Annotated in this window: 20 protein-coding genes and 1 tRNA gene; 11 read left to right on the plus strand and 10 right to left on the minus strand. The window is 64.8% G+C overall.

Annotated elements, in window-relative coordinates; genetic code table 11:
- Positions 1–136: 136 nt before the first annotated feature.
- The 7 genes from DCM80_RS08385 to DCM80_RS08415 form a co-directional block, all read right to left on the minus strand.
- Complete coding sequence (locus DCM80_RS08385; RefSeq protein WP_257196547.1) at positions 137–580, minus strand: hypothetical protein; 444 nt, start codon at positions 578–580, stop codon at positions 137–139.
- 2 nt (positions 581–582) lie between these two features.
- Positions 583–951, minus strand: coding sequence for a nuclear transport factor 2 family protein (locus DCM80_RS08390; protein ID WP_257196548.1), 369 nt, complete (start codon positions 949–951; stop codon positions 583–585).
- An 81-nt stretch (positions 952–1,032) separates the two neighbouring features.
- A complete protein-coding gene (locus DCM80_RS08395; RefSeq protein WP_257196549.1) occupies positions 1,033–1,500 on the minus strand; it encodes a MarR family winged helix-turn-helix transcriptional regulator in 468 nt (155 codons plus the stop codon).
- Positions 1,501–1,508: 8 nt separating this feature from the next.
- Positions 1,509–3,119, minus strand: coding sequence for an acyl-CoA synthetase (locus DCM80_RS08400; RefSeq protein ID WP_257196550.1), 1,611 nt, complete (start codon positions 3,117–3,119; stop codon positions 1,509–1,511).
- 210 nt (positions 3,120–3,329) lie between these two features.
- The gene (locus DCM80_RS08405) at positions 3,330–4,466 is read right to left on the minus strand and encodes an epoxide hydrolase family protein (RefSeq protein WP_257196551.1); all 1,137 of its coding nucleotides are present in this window, start codon (positions 4,464–4,466) and stop codon (positions 3,330–3,332) included.
- Between the two features lie 127 nt (positions 4,467–4,593).
- Positions 4,594–5,049, minus strand: coding sequence for a GatB/YqeY domain-containing protein (locus tag DCM80_RS08410; RefSeq protein WP_257196552.1), 456 nt, complete (start codon positions 5,047–5,049; stop codon positions 4,594–4,596).
- Positions 5,050–5,100: 51 nt separating this feature from the next.
- Positions 5,101–5,811 carry an alpha/beta fold hydrolase gene (locus tag DCM80_RS08415; RefSeq protein WP_257196553.1) on the minus strand — a complete coding sequence of 237 codons (711 nt, stop codon included), beginning with the start codon at positions 5,809–5,811 and terminating at the stop codon, positions 5,101–5,103.
- 146 nt (positions 5,812–5,957) lie between these two features.
- Here DCM80_RS08415 and carA point away from each other — a divergent pair, with 146 nt between their 5' ends.
- Positions 5,958–7,148 (plus strand): glutamine-hydrolyzing carbamoyl-phosphate synthase small subunit, encoded by a 1,191-nt coding sequence (gene carA, locus DCM80_RS08420; protein ID WP_257196554.1) that lies wholly within the window; start codon positions 5,958–5,960, stop codon positions 7,146–7,148.
- A 46-nt stretch (positions 7,149–7,194) separates the two neighbouring features.
- On the opposite strand, the gene DCM80_RS08425 is transcribed toward carA, so the two are convergent.
- Positions 7,195–7,410 carry a hypothetical protein gene (locus tag DCM80_RS08425; RefSeq protein ID WP_024340377.1) on the minus strand — a complete coding sequence of 72 codons (216 nt, stop codon included), beginning with the start codon at positions 7,408–7,410 and terminating at the stop codon, positions 7,195–7,197.
- Positions 7,411–7,555: 145 nt separating this feature from the next.
- Here DCM80_RS08425 and DCM80_RS08430 point away from each other — a divergent pair, with 145 nt between their 5' ends.
- A complete protein-coding gene (locus DCM80_RS08430) occupies positions 7,556–8,077 on the plus strand; it encodes a cupin domain-containing protein (RefSeq protein ID WP_257196555.1) in 522 nt (173 codons plus the stop codon).
- A gap of 124 nt (positions 8,078–8,201) precedes the next feature.
- Here the strand turns inward: DCM80_RS08430 and DCM80_RS08435 are convergent, their stop codons facing one another.
- Complete coding sequence (locus DCM80_RS08435; protein WP_257196556.1) at positions 8,202–8,726, minus strand: Dps family protein; 525 nt, start codon at positions 8,724–8,726, stop codon at positions 8,202–8,204.
- A gap of 114 nt (positions 8,727–8,840) precedes the next feature.
- On the opposite strand from DCM80_RS08435, the gene DCM80_RS08440 reads away from it, so the two are divergent.
- The 4 genes from DCM80_RS08440 to greA all read left to right on the plus strand — a co-directional run bounded on the left by DCM80_RS08440 (position 8,841) and on the right by greA (position 14,112).
- A complete protein-coding gene (locus DCM80_RS08440; protein ID WP_028134469.1) occupies positions 8,841–9,542 on the plus strand; it encodes a class I SAM-dependent methyltransferase in 702 nt (233 codons plus the stop codon).
- Positions 9,543–9,596: 54 nt separating this feature from the next.
- Positions 9,597–9,672, plus strand: a tRNA-OTHER gene (locus DCM80_RS08445).
- Positions 9,673–9,968: 296 nt separating this feature from the next.
- On the plus strand, positions 9,969–13,433 hold the full coding sequence (carB, locus tag DCM80_RS08450; RefSeq protein ID WP_257196557.1) for a carbamoyl-phosphate synthase large subunit: 3,465 nt from the start codon (positions 9,969–9,971) through the stop codon (positions 13,431–13,433).
- Positions 13,434–13,638: 205 nt separating this feature from the next.
- On the plus strand, positions 13,639–14,112 hold the full coding sequence (gene greA / locus DCM80_RS08455) for a transcription elongation factor GreA (RefSeq protein WP_018643807.1): 474 nt from the start codon (positions 13,639–13,641) through the stop codon (positions 14,110–14,112).
- Positions 14,113–14,456: 344 nt separating this feature from the next.
- On the opposite strand, the gene DCM80_RS08460 is transcribed toward greA, so the two are convergent.
- Positions 14,457–14,936 (minus strand): Lrp/AsnC family transcriptional regulator, encoded by a 480-nt coding sequence (locus tag DCM80_RS08460; protein WP_028134467.1) that lies wholly within the window; start codon positions 14,934–14,936, stop codon positions 14,457–14,459.
- A 264-nt stretch (positions 14,937–15,200) separates the two neighbouring features.
- Here DCM80_RS08460 and trxB point away from each other — a divergent pair, with 264 nt between their 5' ends.
- The 5 genes from trxB (at position 15,201) to DCM80_RS08485 (ending at position 19,202) form a co-directional block, all read left to right on the plus strand.
- Positions 15,201–16,166 carry a thioredoxin-disulfide reductase gene (gene trxB, locus DCM80_RS08465; RefSeq protein ID WP_028134466.1) on the plus strand — a complete coding sequence of 322 codons (966 nt, stop codon included), beginning with the start codon at positions 15,201–15,203 and terminating at the stop codon, positions 16,164–16,166.
- Between the two features lie 5 nt (positions 16,167–16,171).
- Positions 16,172–17,095 (plus strand): LysR family transcriptional regulator, encoded by a 924-nt coding sequence (locus tag DCM80_RS08470; protein ID WP_028134465.1) that lies wholly within the window; start codon positions 16,172–16,174, stop codon positions 17,093–17,095.
- Positions 17,096–17,557: 462 nt separating this feature from the next.
- Positions 17,558–18,466 (plus strand): 4-hydroxy-tetrahydrodipicolinate synthase, encoded by a 909-nt coding sequence (gene dapA / locus DCM80_RS08475; RefSeq protein ID WP_257196558.1) that lies wholly within the window; start codon positions 17,558–17,560, stop codon positions 18,464–18,466.
- Positions 18,467–18,756: 290 nt separating this feature from the next.
- Positions 18,757–18,903: a hypothetical protein gene (locus DCM80_RS08480; protein WP_257176567.1), complete on the plus strand. Its 147-nt coding sequence runs from the start codon at positions 18,757–18,759 to the stop codon at positions 18,901–18,903.
- A 152-nt stretch (positions 18,904–19,055) separates the two neighbouring features.
- On the plus strand, positions 19,056–19,202 hold the full coding sequence (locus tag DCM80_RS08485) for a hypothetical protein (RefSeq protein ID WP_155253294.1): 147 nt from the start codon (positions 19,056–19,058) through the stop codon (positions 19,200–19,202).
- Positions 19,203–19,288: the final 86 nt, after the last annotated feature.

Genomic DNA, 19,288 nt, shown 5'->3' on the forward strand with positions numbered 1-19,288 from the left:
CGCCGAAGGCGCGGGTGAGGGCTCTCTCCTCTTGGGGATTCCCAATGCGGAGACAGCCCTCTCCCCAACCCTCTCCCGCACGCTTGCGGGAGAGGGAGTGCATCTACCTTGTAGGCAAACCTGATCTCATTACACTCTAGATGCGCGATGCGAGCAGAAGCGCCACGGCGAAATTGGCCGCGAACAGGCCCGCGTCGATGACGAAGATCCTGAGCATCGGGCCCTTCAGCACCGGCCAGTAGGCGACCCCGACCCGGCCGCCGCGCATCAGCACCGGAACATTGTAGGCGAACTGGCTGAAATGGCAGGCGGCGAAGAACACGAACAGCACGAGCTGGGCTTCGACCGACTGGAAGAAGGACGGACGCGCCGCCAGAAGATAGAGCGACAGCAGCCCTATCGGCAGATTCATTCCGCCGAGGAACGCAACGCTGGCCGCCAGGGTCGGCGCGATCGGATTGCTGCGCTCTTCGCGCGGCAGCAATATCTTCAGCGTGTTGGTTTGAGCGATGCTGAACTGGATGAAGGCGCCGACGAACCAGAGCGTGTTGAGGAGCAGGACGATATCCGAAAGACGCATGGTCATTTTCCGTAGAAGGCTTCGCTGCGAACGACGCGGCCGGCATCGTCGAAATCCATGAATTCGCTGGCGCGGGTGTCGCCCAGCTGCCACCACACCGTCAGCCGCGCGATCGTATCGTCCCAGCTCCAGCTCAATATCTTCAGGTCGGCGCTTTCGATGTGGCCATAGGCCTTCCGCCAATAGGCGCGGATGTTCTTGGCCCCTTCCACGACCGCAGAGCCGGTCAGCGTCAACGCCAGAGGGCTGCGCATCTGCGCGTCGGCGGCAAGATGCGCGACGACGGCGTCGATATCGACCTTGCGCCAGCTCGCGCACCATGCCGCGACGAAAGACTCGGCGGCCGCGCGATTCATCGTCCGTCCGGTCATGACACGGCCCTCCCCTCGCTCGTTAGCGATGAGAGTGGCAAAGTCGGCTTCTCATGTCAACTATGTTGACTTGAGAAATCGTCAATTGTGGTCGGCGATCGCCTCCATGACGGCCATCCAGGCCGCGGCCCCGGGCGCCCCGACGCGATCGAACGCCTCGCGCATGACCTTGCGCTCGTGGTCCGAGGCACGCTGCTCGATGCGCTGCCCGGCGGCGGTCAGGCGCAGCAGCTTTGAGCGATGCTGCTCGGGCGCGCGCTTCGAGGTGACGAGCTTGCGCTCCAGCAGCAGATTGAGCGGCCGGTTCAGCGCCTGCTTGGAAATGCCGAGGACCTCGAGCAGCGCGCCGATCGCGATATCGGGCCGGCGCGCGACGACGTAGAGGATGCGATGGTGCGGACGCGACAGGCCCTGCTTGGCAAGATATGCGTCCGCCTCCAGCGTCATCCCGCGCCAGCCGTAATACATGAGCTCGAGCGCTGCATCGAGATCGTGCAGCTTGTCGAGCGAGGCGCGGTGAAGTCCCGCGGCTTGAGGCGCCTTTGCCATGATCAACGTCAGCCCTTGGCCCGCAGCTCGCGCCGCAGCACCTTGCCGGTGGCGGTCATCGGCAGCGTCTCGGCGAATGCGACGAAGCGCGGATATTCGTGCGCGGCGAGCTGCACCTTGACGAAGTCCTGGATTTCGCGGGCGAGCGCGTCGGTGCCGACAAAGCCCGGACGCAGCACGATCCAGGCCTTGATCGATTCGGTGCGGATCGGATCGGGGATGCCGACGACCGCGGCCATCGCCACCGAAGGATGCTTCATCAGCGTGTGCTCGATCTCGGACGGACCGACGCGATAGCCGGCGGTGGTGATGACGTCGTCCTCGCGGCTGACATACCAGAAATAGCCGTCCGCGTCCTGCACGCCGAGATCGCCGGTGAGCAGGAATTCGCCGGTATATTTCTTCGCGGTCGCCTCCGGGTTGCGCCAATATTCGAGCATGGTGACGGGGCACGGCTGGCGCACGCCGATGATGCCGCGCTGGCCGCGCGGCAATTCCTCGCCCTTGTCGTTGACGATGCGGACGTCGAAGCCCGGCGTCGCCTTGCCCATCGAACCCGGGCGGATCGGAAACAAATTGGAGTTGCTGCCGATCACGAGATTGCACTCGGTCTGACCGAACACCTCGTGCGCGTCGATGCCGAAGGTCTCGCGCACCCAGCCGAGCAATTCGCCGCCGAGAGATTCCCCGCCGGTGAAGATGCTGCGCAGCTTGACGCCGGTATGCTTCACGCCGGCCTGCCGCATCAGCTTCAGCGCGGTCGGCGGCAGGAAGACGTTGCGCACGCCGAGGTCGGCCATCATCTGCATCGCCGCCTGCGGCTCGAACTTGCGCGCACGATGGCCGACCAGGGGGATGCCGTGATACCAGAACGCGAACAGGCCGTTGATGAGACCGCCGATCCAGGCCCAATCCGCCGGCGTCCACATGAGATCGCCGGGCTTGGGCAGGAAGTTGTGGCACATCTCGACGTTGGGCAAATGGCCGAGCACGACGCGGTGCGCATGCAGCGCGCCCTTGGGATTTCCTGTCGTGCCCGAGGTGTAGATGATCAGCGCGGGGTCATCGCACGAGGTGTCGACCCGCGCGAAGTCGGGTGATGCCGCCTTCACCGCATCCCAGAACGATGTCGTGCCAGCCGGTGCACGCGTGCCGACGATATAGACGTTCTTCAGCTCGGGCAGGCGGTCGCGGATCTTCGCAAGCTTCTCCCAGCCGCCCTCGTCGGTGACGATGGCCTTGGCCTCGGAGTTGGACAGGCGGAATTCCAGCGCGTCCTCGCCGAACAGGGCGAACAGCGGGATCGAGATCAGGCCGGAGCGAAACGCCGCGACATGCGCGATCGGCAGTTCCAGCGATTGCGACAGGAAGACCGCGACGCGGTCGCCACGCGCCAGCCCGTCCGCCTTCAGCACATTGGCAAAGCGGCGCGACATCTCGGCGACCTCGTCGAAGGAGGTGCGGCTGGTCCCGCCGTTCTCGTCGACATAGATCAGCGCGAGCCGCCCGGTGCCGTCGGCATGGCGATCGCAGCACGCCTCGGCGATATTGAAGCGCGCCGGGATGTCCCAGCGGAAGTTGCGGACGAGTTCGTCATAGGTCGCGGCTTCGGTCAGCATGGCTTGGCGTTTTCCGGGGTCTTGTTATTCTTGTGCAGTCTAGTCTAGGGCCGCGAACGCACGGGACAAGCCCCGCGCCGTCATTCCGGGGCGCCGAAGGGCGAGCCCGGAAGCCATCGGGCCGCAGGAAACGCCGCTTGATGGATTCTCTCATGCGCAATTGCGCATCATAGCTCGACGCTGGCGCGTCCCCCCGGAATGACGAGACAGTTATCGCACCGTCGCGAAGAACTTCCTGACATCGCGTACGAACAGCTCGGGCTGCTCGAACGCGGCGAAATGGCCGCCCTTTTCCATCTCGCTCCAATGGGTGATGTTGGGAAAGTTCGGCTCCATCCAGCGCCGCACCGGCGTGATGATCTCCTTGGGGAACGCGGCGACGCCGGACGGCACCTCGACCACAGGCGTGGTGCGACGCTTGCCGAAACTTTCCCAGTAGAGCCGCGCCGAGGAGGTCGCCGTCTCCGTCGCCCAATAGAGCATGACGTTGTCGAGCAGCTCGTCCTTGCTGAAGATGTTCTCGGGGTGCCCGTCGCAATCGGTCCAGGCCCAGAATTTTTCCAGGATCCAGGCCGCCTGCCCGCTCGGCGAATCCGTCAGGCCATAGCCGAGCGTCTGCGGGCGCGTCGATTGCTGCTTGGAATAGCCGGAGTCGAAATCGGCATAGTGCTTGAGGCCGGCCAGCGCGCGTTTCTCTTCCGGCGCCGGCTCGCCCTCGATGCGCGGCGGCGAGTTGAAGGACAACGTGATGTGGATGCCCGCGCAGTGAGCCGCATCCTGCGCGCCGAGCGAGCTCGTCACCGCCGAGCCCCAGTCGCCGCCTTGCGCGCCGTAGCGCGCATAGTCCAGCCGCTCCATCAGCTTCGCCCAGGCCGCGGCGATGCGATCGACGCCCCAGCCGGTGGTATTCGGCTTGGCCGAGAAGCCGAAGCCCGGCAGCGAGGGACAGATCACGTGAAAGGCATCGGCGGGATCGCCGCCATGCGCAGCGGGATCGGTGAGCGGCGCGATCACCTTCTGGAATTCGACGATCGAGCCCGGCCAGCCATGGGTGATGATCAGCGGCAGCGCGTTCGGCTCCTTCGAGCGGGCGTGGATGAAGTGGATGTCAAGCCCGTCGATCTCGGTGGTGAACTGCGCGAAGCGGTTGAGCTTCGCCTCGCGCGCCCGCCAGTCGTAATCCCTGGCCCAGTAGGTGCAGATCTCCTGGATCCACTTCAGCGGCGCGCCCTGGCTCCAGTCGTCGACCAGCTCCGCTTCAGGCCAGCGCGTGCGGGCGAGGCGCGATTTGAGGTCGGCGAGGACGTTGTCGCCGACGGCGATGCGGAACGGCTTGACGGCGGTCATCGTGCCTCCCAGTTTCTTCTTGTCATTCCGGGGCGTGCGAAGCACGAGCCCGGAATCCATTGAGCAACGGATTCAGCAGCGCGATGGATTCCGGGCTCGACGCTTCGCGTCGCCCCGGAATGACAGCTCAGCCCGACAGCGCCGCCTTCACCAGGCCGCTGGCCTTGCCGAAATCCAACTGTCCCGCGTATTTCGCACGCAGCACGGCAATGACCTTGCCCATGTCCTTCATGCCGGCAGCACCGGTCTCGGCGATCGCATCCGCGATCGCCTTCTTCACCTCGTCGTCGGCCATCTGCTTGGGCAGGTAGGCCGAGATCACCGCGATCTCCTCGCGCTCCTGGGCCGCGAGCTCAGCGCGACCGCCCTTGTCGTAGAGCTCGACCGCTTCCTGGCGTTGCTTGATCATCTTCTGGAGCACACCGAGCAGGTCGGCGTCCGACAGCGGCGGCTTGCCGTTGCCGCGGGCATCGATGTCGGCGTTCTTGATGGTCGAGTTGACCATGCGCAGCGTGGACAGCTTGCGCTCGTCCTTGGCCTTCATGGCCTCCTTGACCGCATTGTTGATGTCGTCGCGCAGCATGGTCGTGGTCCCTTCGAAGATCTGACGCCTGATCTAGGCGGTTCGTGGCCCCTAGACAACCTCGGTTCCGAGCCATTCGGCGAGCGCGCGCACGGTCGCGTCCGGCTGCTCGGCCTGCGGCAGGTGCCCGCAGCGCTCGAGGATCACGAGCCTCGCGCCGGCGACGGCCTCGGCCATCTCCTTCGAGAACGCATTGGGAATCGTATTGTCGGCATCGCCCGTCAGCACCAATGTCGGACAGCTGATGGCGGAGAGCGACGGCCGCGAGTCCACCCGCGCGATGATCGCGGCCTGCTGCCGCAGATAGCCCGCGACGCCGACATCCTCGTCCTGTGCGTGCACGAGCTCGAGTATCCCGGCATCGTCGCGCCGTGACGGATGCACCAGCTCCGGAAAGCTCTCCTCGCGAATGGCGCGGAGCTCGCCGCGCCTGGCGCGCGCCATCAGGCCCTGGCGGCGCGCGGTCGCCTCGGGGGTATCGGGCCGCGCCTGGGTGTTGATCAGCGCGAGTTTTGCCACCCGCTCGGGCGCCTGGCGCATGATCTCGAGCGCGATGTAGCCGCCCATGGAATGGCCGGCGAGGGCGAAGCGCGGCGGCGCCTCGCTCAGCACCCGGGCCGCGATATCAGACATGTTGTCGTCGCGGATATGGTTGGCGATCATCACGGGGCCAAGCCGCCACAGCGCCGGGATGACGGGGGCGTAGATCCGGGCCGAGGAGGCCAGCCCCGGAACCAGCAGAATCGGGGTCGTCTGGTCCATTATTGCCTCGCAAGCCCCTGAGATTGCCGGAAATTATGCGGCCGAGCTTAAGGGCCCGATGAGGCCTGTCAAATATGCAAAAACGCATGTGAATCCGGCTTCTGGCGCTTTGACGGCGGCGCCCGCGGGGACTATGAAACGCGCTCATGACACAACATGACAACGATCCCGCCTGGCCGGACCACAAACCGACCGCGCTCCTCGTGCTCGCCGACGGCACGGTGCTCGAAGGCTTTGGTCTCGGTGCCGAAGGCCACGCCGTCGGCGAGGTCTGCTTCAACACCGCGATGACCGGTTATGAGGAGATCCTCACCGATCCCTCCTATGCCGGCCAGCTCATCACCTTCACCTTCCCGCATATCGGCAACGTCGGCACCAACGACGAGGATATCGAGACGGTGAACATGGCGGCGACGCCGGGCGCGCGCGGCGTGATCCTGCGCACCGCGATCACCGATCCCTCGAACTACCGCGCCACCAAGCATCTCGACCAGTGGCTGAAGGCGCGCGGCATCATCGGCCTCTCCGGCATCGACACCCGGGCTCTGACCGCGCTGATCCGCAGCAAGGGCATGCCCAATGCCGTGATCGCGCATTCCAGGACCGGCGAGTTCGACCTGCACGGCCTGAAGGAAGAGGCGCGCGAATGGCCGGGCCTCGAGGGCATGGATCTCGTGCCGATGGTCACGAGCGGCCAGCGCTTCACCTGGGACGAGACGCCCTGGGCCTGGGACAAGGGCTTTGGCCGGCAGGACAAGCCGGAGTTCAACGTCGTTGCCATCGACTACGGCATCAAGCGCAACATCCTGCGCCTGCTCGCCGGGGTCGGCTGCAAGGTGACGGTGGTGCCGGCGACGACCTCGTCCGAAGACATCCTGGCGATGAAGCCGGATGGCGTGTTCCTGTCCAACGGTCCGGGCGACCCGGCCGCGACCGGCAAGTATGCCGTGCCTGTGATCCAGGACGTCATCAAGTCGGGCACGCCGACCTTCGGCATTTGTCTCGGCCACCAGATGCTAGGCCTTGCGGTCGGTGCCAGGACCAAGAAGATGCATCAGGGCCATCACGGCGCCAACCATCCCGTCAAGGACGAGACCACCGGCAAGGTCGAGATCACCTCGATGAACCACGGCTTTGCCGTGGACGAGACGACGCTGCCGAAGGGCGCGACGCAAACCCACATTTCCTTGTTTGATGGCTCCAACTGCGGCATCCAGCTCGACGGCAAGCCGGTGTTCTCGGTGCAGTACCATCCCGAGGCCTCGCCCGGCCCGCGCGACTCGCACTATCTGTTCCAGCGCTTCGCCGATCTGATGCGGCAGAAGAAGAGCGCGTAAGGCGACAACACCGCCCGGCGGATAAGTCCGCCGGGGCCCGGCTCCGTCACGGACGCATGAACATGAAGTCCGTATCGGGATCGCAATTCTCGGCGATGAAGCGCAGCTCTGCCTGGATGTCGGCGACCGACCTCGTCTCCAGATATTTCGAAATCACCAAATTGAGCAATGCCCGGCAGACGGCCTCGTGCCCGAGGCCTGCAGTCTCCGCCTCGTCGACGGCCGCCGAGAAATGACGCTGCGCAACGTCGGATGCGTACATGGCGTTCCCTCCTCTTCGCTCGGACTTGCGTGCCCGCCAACGGCCGCCAGTGCCTTGATCTCGGTCAAGCCGGCGTATGGAGTGTCGTCAGGAACAAGAGCGCTTGCGCCCGCTTGATTCCGGTCCGTTGCCAGTGGGAGTCCCCATGTCCGTCGTCCGCGACCATGCCGAGCCGCTCGCCATCGTGTTCGAGGACGACGGCCTCGTGCCGAACAACATCCTCCCGTTCCTGGTCTACCAAAGCGCGGTGAAGCTCGATCCGAAGCACCCGGAAGCGACCATCGAAGACCTGTTCGAAGGCAATGGCTGGGGCGGCACATGGCGCAACGGCGTCTACGATTATCTGCATTATCACGCGACGGTGCATGAGGTGCTCGGCGTCGCGCGTGGCAGCGCGCGCGTCCGTTTCGGCGGCGACCACGGCCAGGAGCTGGACATCAAGGCGGGCGACGTCGCGATCCTGCCCGCCGGCACCGGGCATCAATGCATCAAGGCGAGCGACGATTTCTGCGTGATCGGGGCCTATCCGCCAGGCGCAAAGATGGAGATCACGCGCGCGACGCCGGAGAACCACGCCAAGGCGCTGACGACGATTCCCCAAGTCGCGCTGCCGCCAGCCGATCCCGTGACGGGGAGGGACGGCGCGTTGATGCGGCTGTGGCGGTAGTTACACGCGAAGGTGCGTAGGGTGGGCAAAGCGGAGCGTGCCCACGCATTATTTTGCGATCGAGAGAGATGGTCGGCACGGCGCGCGAAGACGCACGCCTTTGCCCACCCTACGACAGCGCAGCCTACGCCTCGTTGCCGCCTTCCTGCCGCGTCGCCTCGAACAGGAACCAGGTGCGGCGCTCGGTCTCGTCGATGAAGTTTTCGAGGATGCTGGCGCTGGCGACATCGCCGGCCTCGTCGCAGACCTCGTGGGCCTTGCGCATCGCGGCCGCGACGTGCTTGTTGTCCTGCATCAGCTCGCGCAGCATTTCCCGCGGCGGGACGTAGTCCTCGTTGTTGTCCTTGATGGTCTGGAGCTTTGCGACCTGGCCGATCGACTTCAGGGTGGTACCGCCGATCTTGCGGACGCGCTCGGCAAGCTGGTCGGTGGTGGCGAAGATCTGGTCGGATTGCTCGTCGAGCAGCAGATGGTAGTCCCGGAAGTGCCGCCCGCTGATGTGCCAGTGGAAATTCTTGGTCTTCAGATACAGCGCGAAGGCGTCGGCCAGAAGCACGTTGAGCGCCTCCGAGACCTTCTTGACCCCGTCGGGCGACAGATCGGTGGGGGTATCGAGATCGGGCGAGACCTTGTTGTTGGTTTTGCTCACGGGAGACCTTCCTGTTAGGACGCGGACATTGACGGCGCGCCGTCGCACCCCTAACGCAAGGCGGGCAGCGCCGGTTCCCGATCAGGAACCGTTTGGCCGGGACCTTCGGATACCATGGACGATTGGATTGATTATTACGACTCCACGCATACGATCTATGTCAGCAAGCTGCATCGCGACTTGCACTTCCAGATCATCGCGCGGGACATCATCGGCTACATCTCCTCGCCCGACGCGGTGGTGCTCGACTATGCCTGCGGCGAGGCGCTGTCGGCGAACCAGGTGGCGGCCGCCTGCGGCCAGCTGATCCTGGCCGAGCCCGCGCCAGGGGTGCGCGGCCGGCTGATTGCGCGCTTCGCCCCGAACACCAGGATCCGCGTCCGCTCGCTCGATGACGTCCGCAATATGCAGGACCAGTCGATCGACCTCGTGGTGATGAACTCGGTCGCGCAGTACATGGCGCCGGACGAGCTCGATGCCGCGCTGCTCACCATCCGCCGGATCCTGAAGCCCTCCGGCAAGCTGGTGCTGGGGGACATCCTGCAGCCCAATGTCGGCATGTTCAGGGACGTCTTGGCTCTGCTCGGCTTCGGCCTCCGCCACGGCTTCCTGAAGGACGCGCTGATCGGGCTGATCAGTACCGCGCTGTCGGACTACCGCCATCTGCGCACGCGCATCGGGCTGCAGCGCTACAGCGAGGACGAGATCACCGCCAAGCTGAGGGCCGCCGGGTTCGCGGTGCAGCGCGCCCACGGCAATATCGGCCATAACCGCTGGCGCATGACCTTCATCGCTCGGCCGCCCCTGGTTGGTTAAGCTTAACAATTAGCCGTTGTAGCTTGTCGCGCTGCAATCGGTCATGATCGCCGCGGCCCGGTGGCGGAAGCGTCTACGCGAGGGCGGTGCAACGCTCTTCATCCTGGTTCAAATCCAGGCCGGGTCTCCACGCTTCGCCCCTTCGGGGCTACGCGTGGCGCAGCCACGCCGAGGCCCCGCAGGGGCGAAGCGTGTCCGGCGTAGCTGGCGCGGAGCGCAAGCGAAGACGGACCTCCTCACCGGCCGCCACCCAGCCCCCTAACCCGTCAAAATTGCCGGTTGATGGGCATTTTTCGGGGTTTCGCCGCCCCGAAAACTGGTCTAAGACCCACCCGCGCGCGAGGGGAGACCACCGCGCTCTCGGCCACAGGGACGCGCAGCAGCGCGCCCTTTTTTTGTGCCCAAATTCCACTTCGGCGAGAGTTGATGCCCAAACGTACAGACATCACCACCATCCTGATCATCGGCGCCGGCCCCATCGTGATCGGCCAGGCCTGCGAGTTCGACTATTCGGGCACCCAGGCGGTGAAGACGCTGAAGGAAGAGGGCTACCGCATCGTCCTCGTCAATTCCAACCCGGCCACGATCATGACCGACCCGGAATTGGCCGATGCGACCTATATCGAGCCGATCACGCCCGAGATCGTCGCCAAGATCATCGAGAAGGAACGTCATGTCATTCCCGGCGGCTTTGCGCTGCTGCCGACGATGGGCGGCCAGACCGCGCTGAACTGCGCGCTGTCGCTGCGCCGTCAGGGCACGCTCGACAAGTTCGACGTCGAGATGATCGGCGCGACCGCCGATGCCATCGACAAGGCGGAGGACCGCCAGCTGTTCCGCGAGGCCATGACCAAGATCGGGCTCGAGACGCCGAAGTCGCGGCTCGCCAACGCCTCGGCCTTGAAGAAGTCGTTCCGCGACAAGTACCTCGCCGAGCGCGAAAAGCTCTCCGGTGCCGCGCTCGAGGAACATGAGCGGCAGTGGACGCTGGGCGAGAGCGATCGCCGCAAGCGCTACCAGGAATACGCGCTCGGACAGGCGATGATGGCGCTGTCCGAGATCGGCCTGCCCGCGATCATCCGCCCCTCCTTCACGATGGGCGGCACCGGCGGCGGCATCGCTTACAACAAGGAGGAATTCCTCGACATCATCGAGCGCGGCCTCGACGCGTCTCCCACCAACGAAGTGCTGATCGAAGAATCCGTGCTCGGCTGGAAGGAGTACGAGATGGAGGTGGTGCGCGACAAGAAGGACAATTGCATCATCGTCTGCTCGATCGAGAACCTCGATCCGATGGGCGTGCACACCGGCGATTCCATCACCGTGGCGCCGGCGCTGACGCTGACCGACAAGGAATACCAGATCATGCGCGACGCCTCGCTGGCGGTGCTGCGCGAGATCGGCGTCGAGACCGGCGGCTCCAACGTGCAGTTCGGCGTCAATCCGGAAGACGGCCGCATGGTCGTCATCGAGATGAATCCGCGCGTGTCGCGCTCTTCCGCTTTGGCGTCCAAGGCCACCGGCTTCCCGATCGCCAAGGTCGCCGCCAAGCTCGCGGTCGGCTACACGCTCGACGAGATCGCCAACGACATCACCGGCGGCGCCACGCCGGCCTCGTTCGAGCCGACCATCGACTACGTCGTCACCAAGGTCCCGCGCTTCGCCTTCGAGAAATTCCCCGGCGCCTCCACCACGCTGACCACGTCGATGAAATCGGTCGGCGAAGTCATGGCGATCGGCCGCACCTTCCAGGAAAGCCTGCAGAAGGCCTTGCGCGGGCTCGAGACCGGCCTCACCGGTCTCGACGAGATCGAGATCGAGGGCCTCGGCCGCGACGACGACAAGAACGCGATCCGCGCCGCGCTCGGCACGCCGACGCCGAACCGCATTCTCCAGGTCGCCCAGGCCATGCGCCTCGGCTGGTCGAACGAGGACATCTTCAAGTCCTGCAAGATCGATCCCTGGTTTCTCGGCGAGATGCGCGGCATCGTCGACATGGAGGAGAAGGTCGGGAAGCACGGCCTGCCCGGCAACGCCTTCGGCATGCGCACGCTCAAGGCCATGGGCTTCTCCGACGCGCGGCTCGCGGTGCTGGCCGATACGACGGAAGCCGAGGTCACCGCGAAGCGCCATGCGCTCGGCGTTCGCCCCGTCTACAAGCGCATCGACACCTGCGCGGCCGAATTCGCCTCGCCCACCGCCTACATGTATTCGACTTACGAGGCGCCGTTCGCGGGCCTGCCTGCGGACGAGAGCACCCCGTCCGACAAGAAGAAGGTCATCATTCTCGGCGGCGGGCCCAACCGGATCGGCCAGGGCATCGAGTTCGACTATTGCTGCTGCCATGCCTGCTTCGCGCTGCATGATGCCGGCTACGAATCCATCATGGTCAACTGCAATCCGGAGACGGTGTCGACCGACTACGACACTGCCGACCGGCTCTATTTCGAGCCGCTGACCGCCGAAGACGTGCTGGAAATCATCGCCAAGGAGCGCAGCAACGGCACGCTGCACGGCGTGATCGTGCAGTTCGGCGGCCAGACGCCGCTGAAGCTGGCACGCGCGCTGGAAGCCGCCGAAGTCCCGATCCTCGGCACCTCGCCCGATGCCATCGACCTGGCCGAGGACCGTGACCGCTTCAAGCGCGTGCTCGACAAGCTTCGCCTCAAGCAGCCGAAGAACGGCATCGCCTATTCGGTCGAGCAGGCAAGGCTCGTCTCCGCCGATCTCGGCCTGCCGCTGGTGGTGCGGCCGTCCTACGTGCTCGGTGGCCGCGCGATGCAGATCATCCGCGAGGAGAATCAGCTCAACGACTACCTGCTCGGCACGTTGCCAGAACTGGTGCCGGCCGACGTCAAGGCGCGCTATCCGAACGACAAGACCGGGCAGATCAACACCGTGCTCGGCAAGAACCCGCTTCTGTTCGACCGCTATCTGTCTGATGCCACCGAGATCGACGTCGACTGCCTCTGCGACGGCAAGGACACGTTCATCGTCGGCATCATGGAGCACATCGAGGAAGCCGGCATCCATTCCGGCGATAGCGCCTGCTCGTTGCCGCCGCACTCGCTCGGGCCCGAGATGATCGAGGAGCTGGAGCGTCAGACCCGCGAGCTCGCGCTCGGCCTCGACGTCGTCGGCCTGATGAACGTGCAATACGCGATCAAGGACGGCGAGATCTACGTGCTCGAGGTCAATCCGCGCGCCTCGCGCACCGTGCCGTTCGTCGCCAAGGTGGTCGGTACCCCCGTCGCCAAGATCGCCGCGCGCATCATGGCGGGCGAGAAGCTCGCCGATTTCAAGCTGAAGAAGGCGAAGCTCAAGCACGTCGGCGTCAAGGAATCGGTCTTCCCCTTCGCGCGCTTCCCCGGCGTCGACACGGTGCTCGGCCCCGAGATGCGCTCGACCGGCGAGGTCATGGGCATCGACCGCAATTTCGAGGTCGCCTTCGCCAAGAGCCAGCTCGGCGGCGGCACGCGGGTACCGCGCAAGGGCACCGTGTTCGTCTCGGTGCGCGAGAGCGACAAGACGCGGATCGCCGAGGCGGTGCGCGAACTGCATTCGCTCGGCTTCAAGGTGCTGGCGACATCAGGCACGCAGCGCTTCCTGGCCGACCAGGGCATCCCGACCGAGAAGGTGAACAAGGTGCTGGAAGGACGGCCGCACATCGTCGACGCCATCACCAACGGCGACGTCCAACTCGTCTTCAACACCACGGAAGGCCCGCAGGCGCTGGCCGACAGCCGTTCGCTGCGGCGCGCGGCCCTCTTGCATAAAGTGCCGTATTACACCACTCTTTCCGGGGCCGTGGCGGCCGCGCAGGGCATCCGGGCCTATCTGGGCGGGGACCTTGAGGTTCGTACCCTGCAGAGCTACTTTTCGGAAACCTGATTGCTAGCGGCGGTGAAACCGCCGCTAAGTGATTGGCAATGAAGCCACAATGGCCGGAGGAACTGTCCGGCCATGTGGGTTGTTCTGTTCCGGCACCAGACCCACATAGTCCCGGTGGGCGCGGTTCAGCCCCGGGAATACCGACGAATCAAGGTTGCCGCGCCCCGGTCTTCGTGGGGCGCGCAGCTGAAGGACGAGAGAAGAGATGGAAAAGGTTCCGATGACCCAGGCCGGCTTTGTCGCGCTCGGGGAAGAATTGAAGAAGCGCCAGTCGGAAGATCGTCCGCGCATCATCGAGCATATCGCGGAAGCGCGCTCGCACGGAGACCTGTCGGAGAACGCGGAATATCACGCCGCGAAGGAAGAGCAGTCGCATAATGAAGGCCGCATCGCCGAGCTCGAGGACAAGCTCGCGCGCGCCGACATCATCGACATCTCGAAGCTGTCCGGCGACACCATCAAGTTCGGCGCCACCGTGACCTTGGTCGACGAGGATACCGAGAAGAAGACGGTGTGGCAGATCGTCGGCGAGGTCGAGGCCGACGCCAAGAAGGGCCGCATCTCCATCACCTCGCCGCTGGCGCGCGCGCTGATCGGCAAGAAGAAGGGATCGACCGTCGAGGTCAACGCACCCGGCGGCGCCAAGGCGTATGAGATCACCAAGGTGGAGTGGCGCTAGAGATTTGCCGCTGCGCTACGTTGCGAAAAGGCCGCGCAATGCGCGGCCTTTTTTGTTGGGGCGCGTTGAACGCTGGCTCGCCATCCGTCATTGCGAGCGCAGCGAAGCAATCCAGACTGCAGCTGCGGAAAGATTCTGGATTGCTTCGCTGCGCTCGCAATGACGGCGTGGGTAGCAGCAGCGCCCTTCACTCTCGTGTCCCGGACAAGCTGCAACGCTTCAGCGTTGCGGCGCAGAGCCGGGACCCAGTCGGCGACACGGTCCGCCACAGCGCGATGGGCCCCGGCTCTGCAGCACACCGCCAAGGGGGCGTTGCGCTGCGTCCGGGGCACGAGAGCGGAAACTTACTTTCGCCCCTTCACCTCCAGCGGCACCGCCGCCTCGTATTTCGAATTGTGCAGCACCAATGACGTCCGCACGTTGCGGACGTGGGGCGCGGCGGTGAGATGCGTGACGAAATCCTGGAACGTCGCCATGTCGGGAGCGACGCATTTGAGGATGAAATCGACTTCGCCCGACAGCATCCAGCACTCGCGCACCAGCGGCTCGGCGCGGACGAAGTCCTCGAAGGCACGCAAATCCGCCTCGGCCTGGCTGGACAGGTGCACGGCGGCGAACACGGTCACGTCGAAGCCTAGCTTGCGGGCGTCCAACAGGCCGCGGTAGCCGTGAATATAGCCCTCCTCCTCCAGCGCCCGGACGCGGCGCAGGCAGGGCGGCGGCGAGATGCCGACGCGCTTGGCCAGCTCGACATTCGTGATTCGACCGTCGGCCTGAATCTCGGTGAGAATTTTCAGGTCGATCTCGTCTAGGTTCCGCGACACGTGATTGGAACTCCTGGCCTTTGCGACGGTATTTGGTGGCTTGTCGCAATCCTCATAACCAGTCTGCAACGCCAGCGCAATTTTATTGCGCGTGCATCGCAATCGACTTTTGTTCCCTGTTGGAAAAATCCGCCGATAGGGAATGCAATTCTTGCATAGCTCACCAGAAGGCTTAGATTAGCTCTGACATTTCAGCGCCCCGCAACGCCTCCCGGCATGTTCCGCGCCCGCGCTGCAAATCCCCCGTGAAAGGCGTCCATCGAAATGTCCGCTCCCGTTCATGCAAAGGTCGTCATTATCGGCTCCGGCCCCGCCGGCTACACGGCGGCGATCTACGCCGCGCGGGCGATGCTCGAGCCGATCCTGATCCAGGGCATCCAGCCCGGCGGCCAGCTCACCATCACCACCGATGTCGAGAACTATCCGGGCTTCGCCGACGTGATCCAGGGCCCCTGGCTGATGGAGCAGATGGAGAAGCAGGCGGTCCATGTCGGCACCCGGATCGTCACCGACCTAGTCACCAAGCTGGAGACGGCGCAGCGGCCGTTCCGCCTCACCTGCGACTCCGGCGACGTCTATCTCGCCGACGCCGTCATCCTCGCCACCGGCGCACAAGCCCGCTGGCTCGGGCTGCCGTCCGAAGCCAAGTTCCAGGGCGGCGGCGTGTCGGCCTGCGCCACCTGCGACGGCTTCTTTTACCGCAACAAGGACGTCGTCGTGGTCGGCGGCGGCAATACCGCGGTCGAGGAAGCGCTCTACCTCACCAACCATGCCGCGCAGGTCACCATCGTGCACCGCCGCGATCATTTCCGCGCCGAGCGCATCCTGCAGGAGCGCCTGTTCAAGCATCCGAAGATCAAGGTGATCTGGGACTCCGCCGTGGACGAGATCTGCGGCACCGAGAACCCGAACAAGGTCACCCATGTCCGCCTGAAGAACGTCAAGACCGGCGCGCTGACGGACGTGAAAACCGACGGCGTCTTCATCGCCATCGGCCACGCGCCGGCGACCGAGCTCGTGAAAGACCAGATCAAGCTGAAACCGTCGGGCTATGTCGAGGTCGCCCCGAACTCGACCGCCACTTCGGTGCCCGGCCTGTTCGCCGCCGGCGACGTCGCCGACGAGACCTATCGCCAGGCCGTGACGGCCGCAGGCCTCGGCTGCATGGCAGCGCTCGAGGCCGAACGTTTCTTGGCCCTGCGCGCCAGCGAGCGCGCGGCAGCGGAATAACGATCATGCCTCGAACACGCGACGGATTTACGGATATGGATTGGGACAAGCTGAAGGTGTTTCACGCAGCGGCGGAAGCGGGCAGCTTCACGCATGCGGGCGAGCAGCTCGGCCTGTCGCAATCGGCGGTGTCGCGCCAGGTCTCGGCGCTGGAGCAGGAGCTTTCGGTCTCGCTGTTCCACCGCCACGCCCGCGGCCTGATCCTCACCGAGCAGGGCGACCTGCTGTTCCGCACCGCGCATGACGTGTTCATGCAGTTGCAGGCGGCGCGCGCCAAGCTCACCGACAGCCGCGAGCGGCCGAGCGGCGACCTCAAGATCACCACCACGCCCGGCGTCGGCATCAACTGGCTGATCCCGCGGCTCGGCGAGTTCACCGCGCTCTATCCCGAGATCCGGATCTCGCTGATCGTCACCGACGAGGAGCTCGATCTGTCGATGCGCGAGGCGGATGTCGCGATCCGCACCCGCAAGCCGACGCAGCCGGATCTGATCCAGCGCAAGCTGTTCGCGATGGGCTTCCACGCTTATTGCTCGCCGGAATACATCAAGCGCTTCGGCACGCCGCGCACGCTGGAGGAGCTCGACTCCCACCGCATCATCACGCTCGCCGACGGCCACTTCGCGCCGCATCTGCAGAACCGCAACTGGCTGGTCGAAGCCGGGCGCAACGGCTCCGGTCCGCGCGAGGCCTATTTCAGGGTGAACAACATCCTCGGTCTCGTGCGCGCCTGTCAGCAGGGGCTCGGCATCGCCGCTCTGCCCGACTACCTCGTCGAGGAACAGAGCAAACTCGTGCAGCTGTTCGGCGAGTCGGATTCGATCCAGCTCGATACCTATTTCGTCTATCCCGAGGAGCTGAAGACGGTGGCGCGCGTGCAGGTGTTCCGCGACTTCGTGGTCAGCAAGGCGCAGCGCTGGCCGTCCTAATTTCCGCATGACTGACATGCGGCCTCGGCTGTTGCTGGAGGCCGCTCGTCAAGCCCATACTGTTTGCACGCTGAGCCTTCGCGTTGCGCATTTGTCCCCCTCCTCCAGTGGCGCGGGAGTTCAGTAATCCCTCTTGGAAGGTGATTGTGTCGGCCTCACGTGGCCAATACCTAAGCCGGGCCTTCGGGTCCGGCTTTTTTTCGTCCGGATCGGCCTTCGCCCTCCGCGTGTATTGACAGTTGCACGCATACCCCGCATCATTTGCAAATGATCACGAAGTCGTGCGCTATCTCGTTCGAGGCCGTCGCCTCGAAAAAAGGCCCCCATCCCGGGGCCTCGGATTTTTGCGCGCACTAGCAAGCTTCGTCATCGCTGCAAATCTTCGAAAACCCCGCCGCCTGGACGGGGTTTTTTTCATGTGCCCTCCGTCTCAGGTCTTTTTCCCGAGAAGGAGATGGAAACATGACTGGACTACAGGAACAATTGCACGGGCTGTGGTTGCCGCTGGTGACGCCGTTCCAGAACGGCGCCCTCGACGAGCGGTCGCTGCGGCGGCTGACGCGGCACTACAGCGCGCAAGGCATCGACGGCTTCGTCCTGGGCGCAACCTCCGGCGAAGGCATGACGCTGCGCGAGGCCGAGCTCGAACGTCTCGTCGCGGTCGTGAGCGAGGAGATGGCGGCCGGCCGCCGCACCTTGCCGGTCTGCCTTGGCCTGTCGGGCGCCGACACCGCGCGGCTGCAGGACCGTCTCGACGAGACCGCGGACTGGCCGATCGACGGTTATCTGATCGCGAGCCCCTATTACGTGCGGCCCTCGCAGCGCGGCCTGCTGGCGCATTTCGAGGCGCTGGCCGACCACGCGGCGTGGCCTCTCGCGCTCTACAACATTCCCTATCGCACCTCGGTGAACATCACCAACCAGACCATGCTGCGGCTCGCCGAGCACAGGAACATCGTGGGCCTGAAGGATTGCGGCGCCAGCCGCGAGCAATCCATCGCGCTGCTGCGCGACCGCCCGAAGCAATTCCGCGTGCTCACCGGCGAGGATGCGAACTATTTCGAGGCGCTCACCGACGGCGCCGACGGCGGCATCGTGCTGTCGGCGCATGTCGAGACCGCGACCTTTGCGGCCGTCTATGCCGAGCACAAGCGCGGCAACCACGAGGCGGCGCAGGCGCGCTGGCAGGAGGTCGCCGAGCTGACGCGCCTGCTGTTCACCGAGCCGAGCCCGGCGCCGGCGAAGTACTGGCTGTGGCGATGCGGCCTGATCGACAGCCCCGAAGTGCGCCTGCCGATGGTGGAAGTCAGCAGCGAGCTCGCCGCCGCGATCGATCGCGAGATCGAGCGGCGGACGAAGGTCGCGGCGTAGCGGCTTCTTTCGCCTCTCCCCGCTTGCGGGGAGAGGCCGGAACTTGCGCACGCAAATTCCGGGTGAGGGGGAGCCTCCGCGAGTCCAACTCTCACCGTGTTTGCCGAGACAGCCCCTCACCCCACCTCTCCCCGTAAGATGTTCAGACCGGGGAGAGGGAGCGATAGAGCGCTTCCCTTGGTTAACCGCGCCCCAACACCCTTCGCAACTGCCGCATGGCGCATCCACGTCTCGTTTACGCATCCGTCCCTATCGTTGCTCGCCAAGAGCTTCTCAGAGGGGGAATGATCATGGGGCATCGCATCCGGCCGACGGCCGCCCGGCAATTCGCGCCGGCCGATCTTTTGCAGGGAATTCTCGTCGTTTCGTCGTTCGGATTCTGGGCGGTGATGCTCGGCCTGATGCCGGTGCTGCTGTTTCGGATCTGGCTGGCCTGAAGGCGGCAGCGCGCGCGGATGGTTAAACGGCCGTCACAAATGCGTTCAAAATGCGCAGCAGCCTGCAAGCCGGAATCTTAAAACATCCCGGGTATCGTTCACGCCCATAAGCGAAGAAATCGCGGGGGCGTATTGTGAATAGTCAGAATGAAATGGCGTCGCATTTCGACGCCGGATACGGCAAGCTGTCCACCGAGCAGAGCTTCACCACCGAGGACATTCTCTGGGCCGTCGGCATCTGGTCGGTGATCCTCACGCTGTCGCCGGTCATCGTGTTCTACATGCTGATGGTGGCGTAAGCTTCGGCTTGCAGTTCAGCTCTCATTCCTCGTCGTAATGGCCGGGCTTGTCCCAGCCATCCACGGACTTCTACATGACGGCGAGA

The organism is Bradyrhizobium sp. WBOS08 (assembly GCF_024585125.1).
GTDB classification, from domain to species: Bacteria; Pseudomonadota; Alphaproteobacteria; order Rhizobiales; family Xanthobacteraceae; genus Bradyrhizobium; species Bradyrhizobium japonicum_B.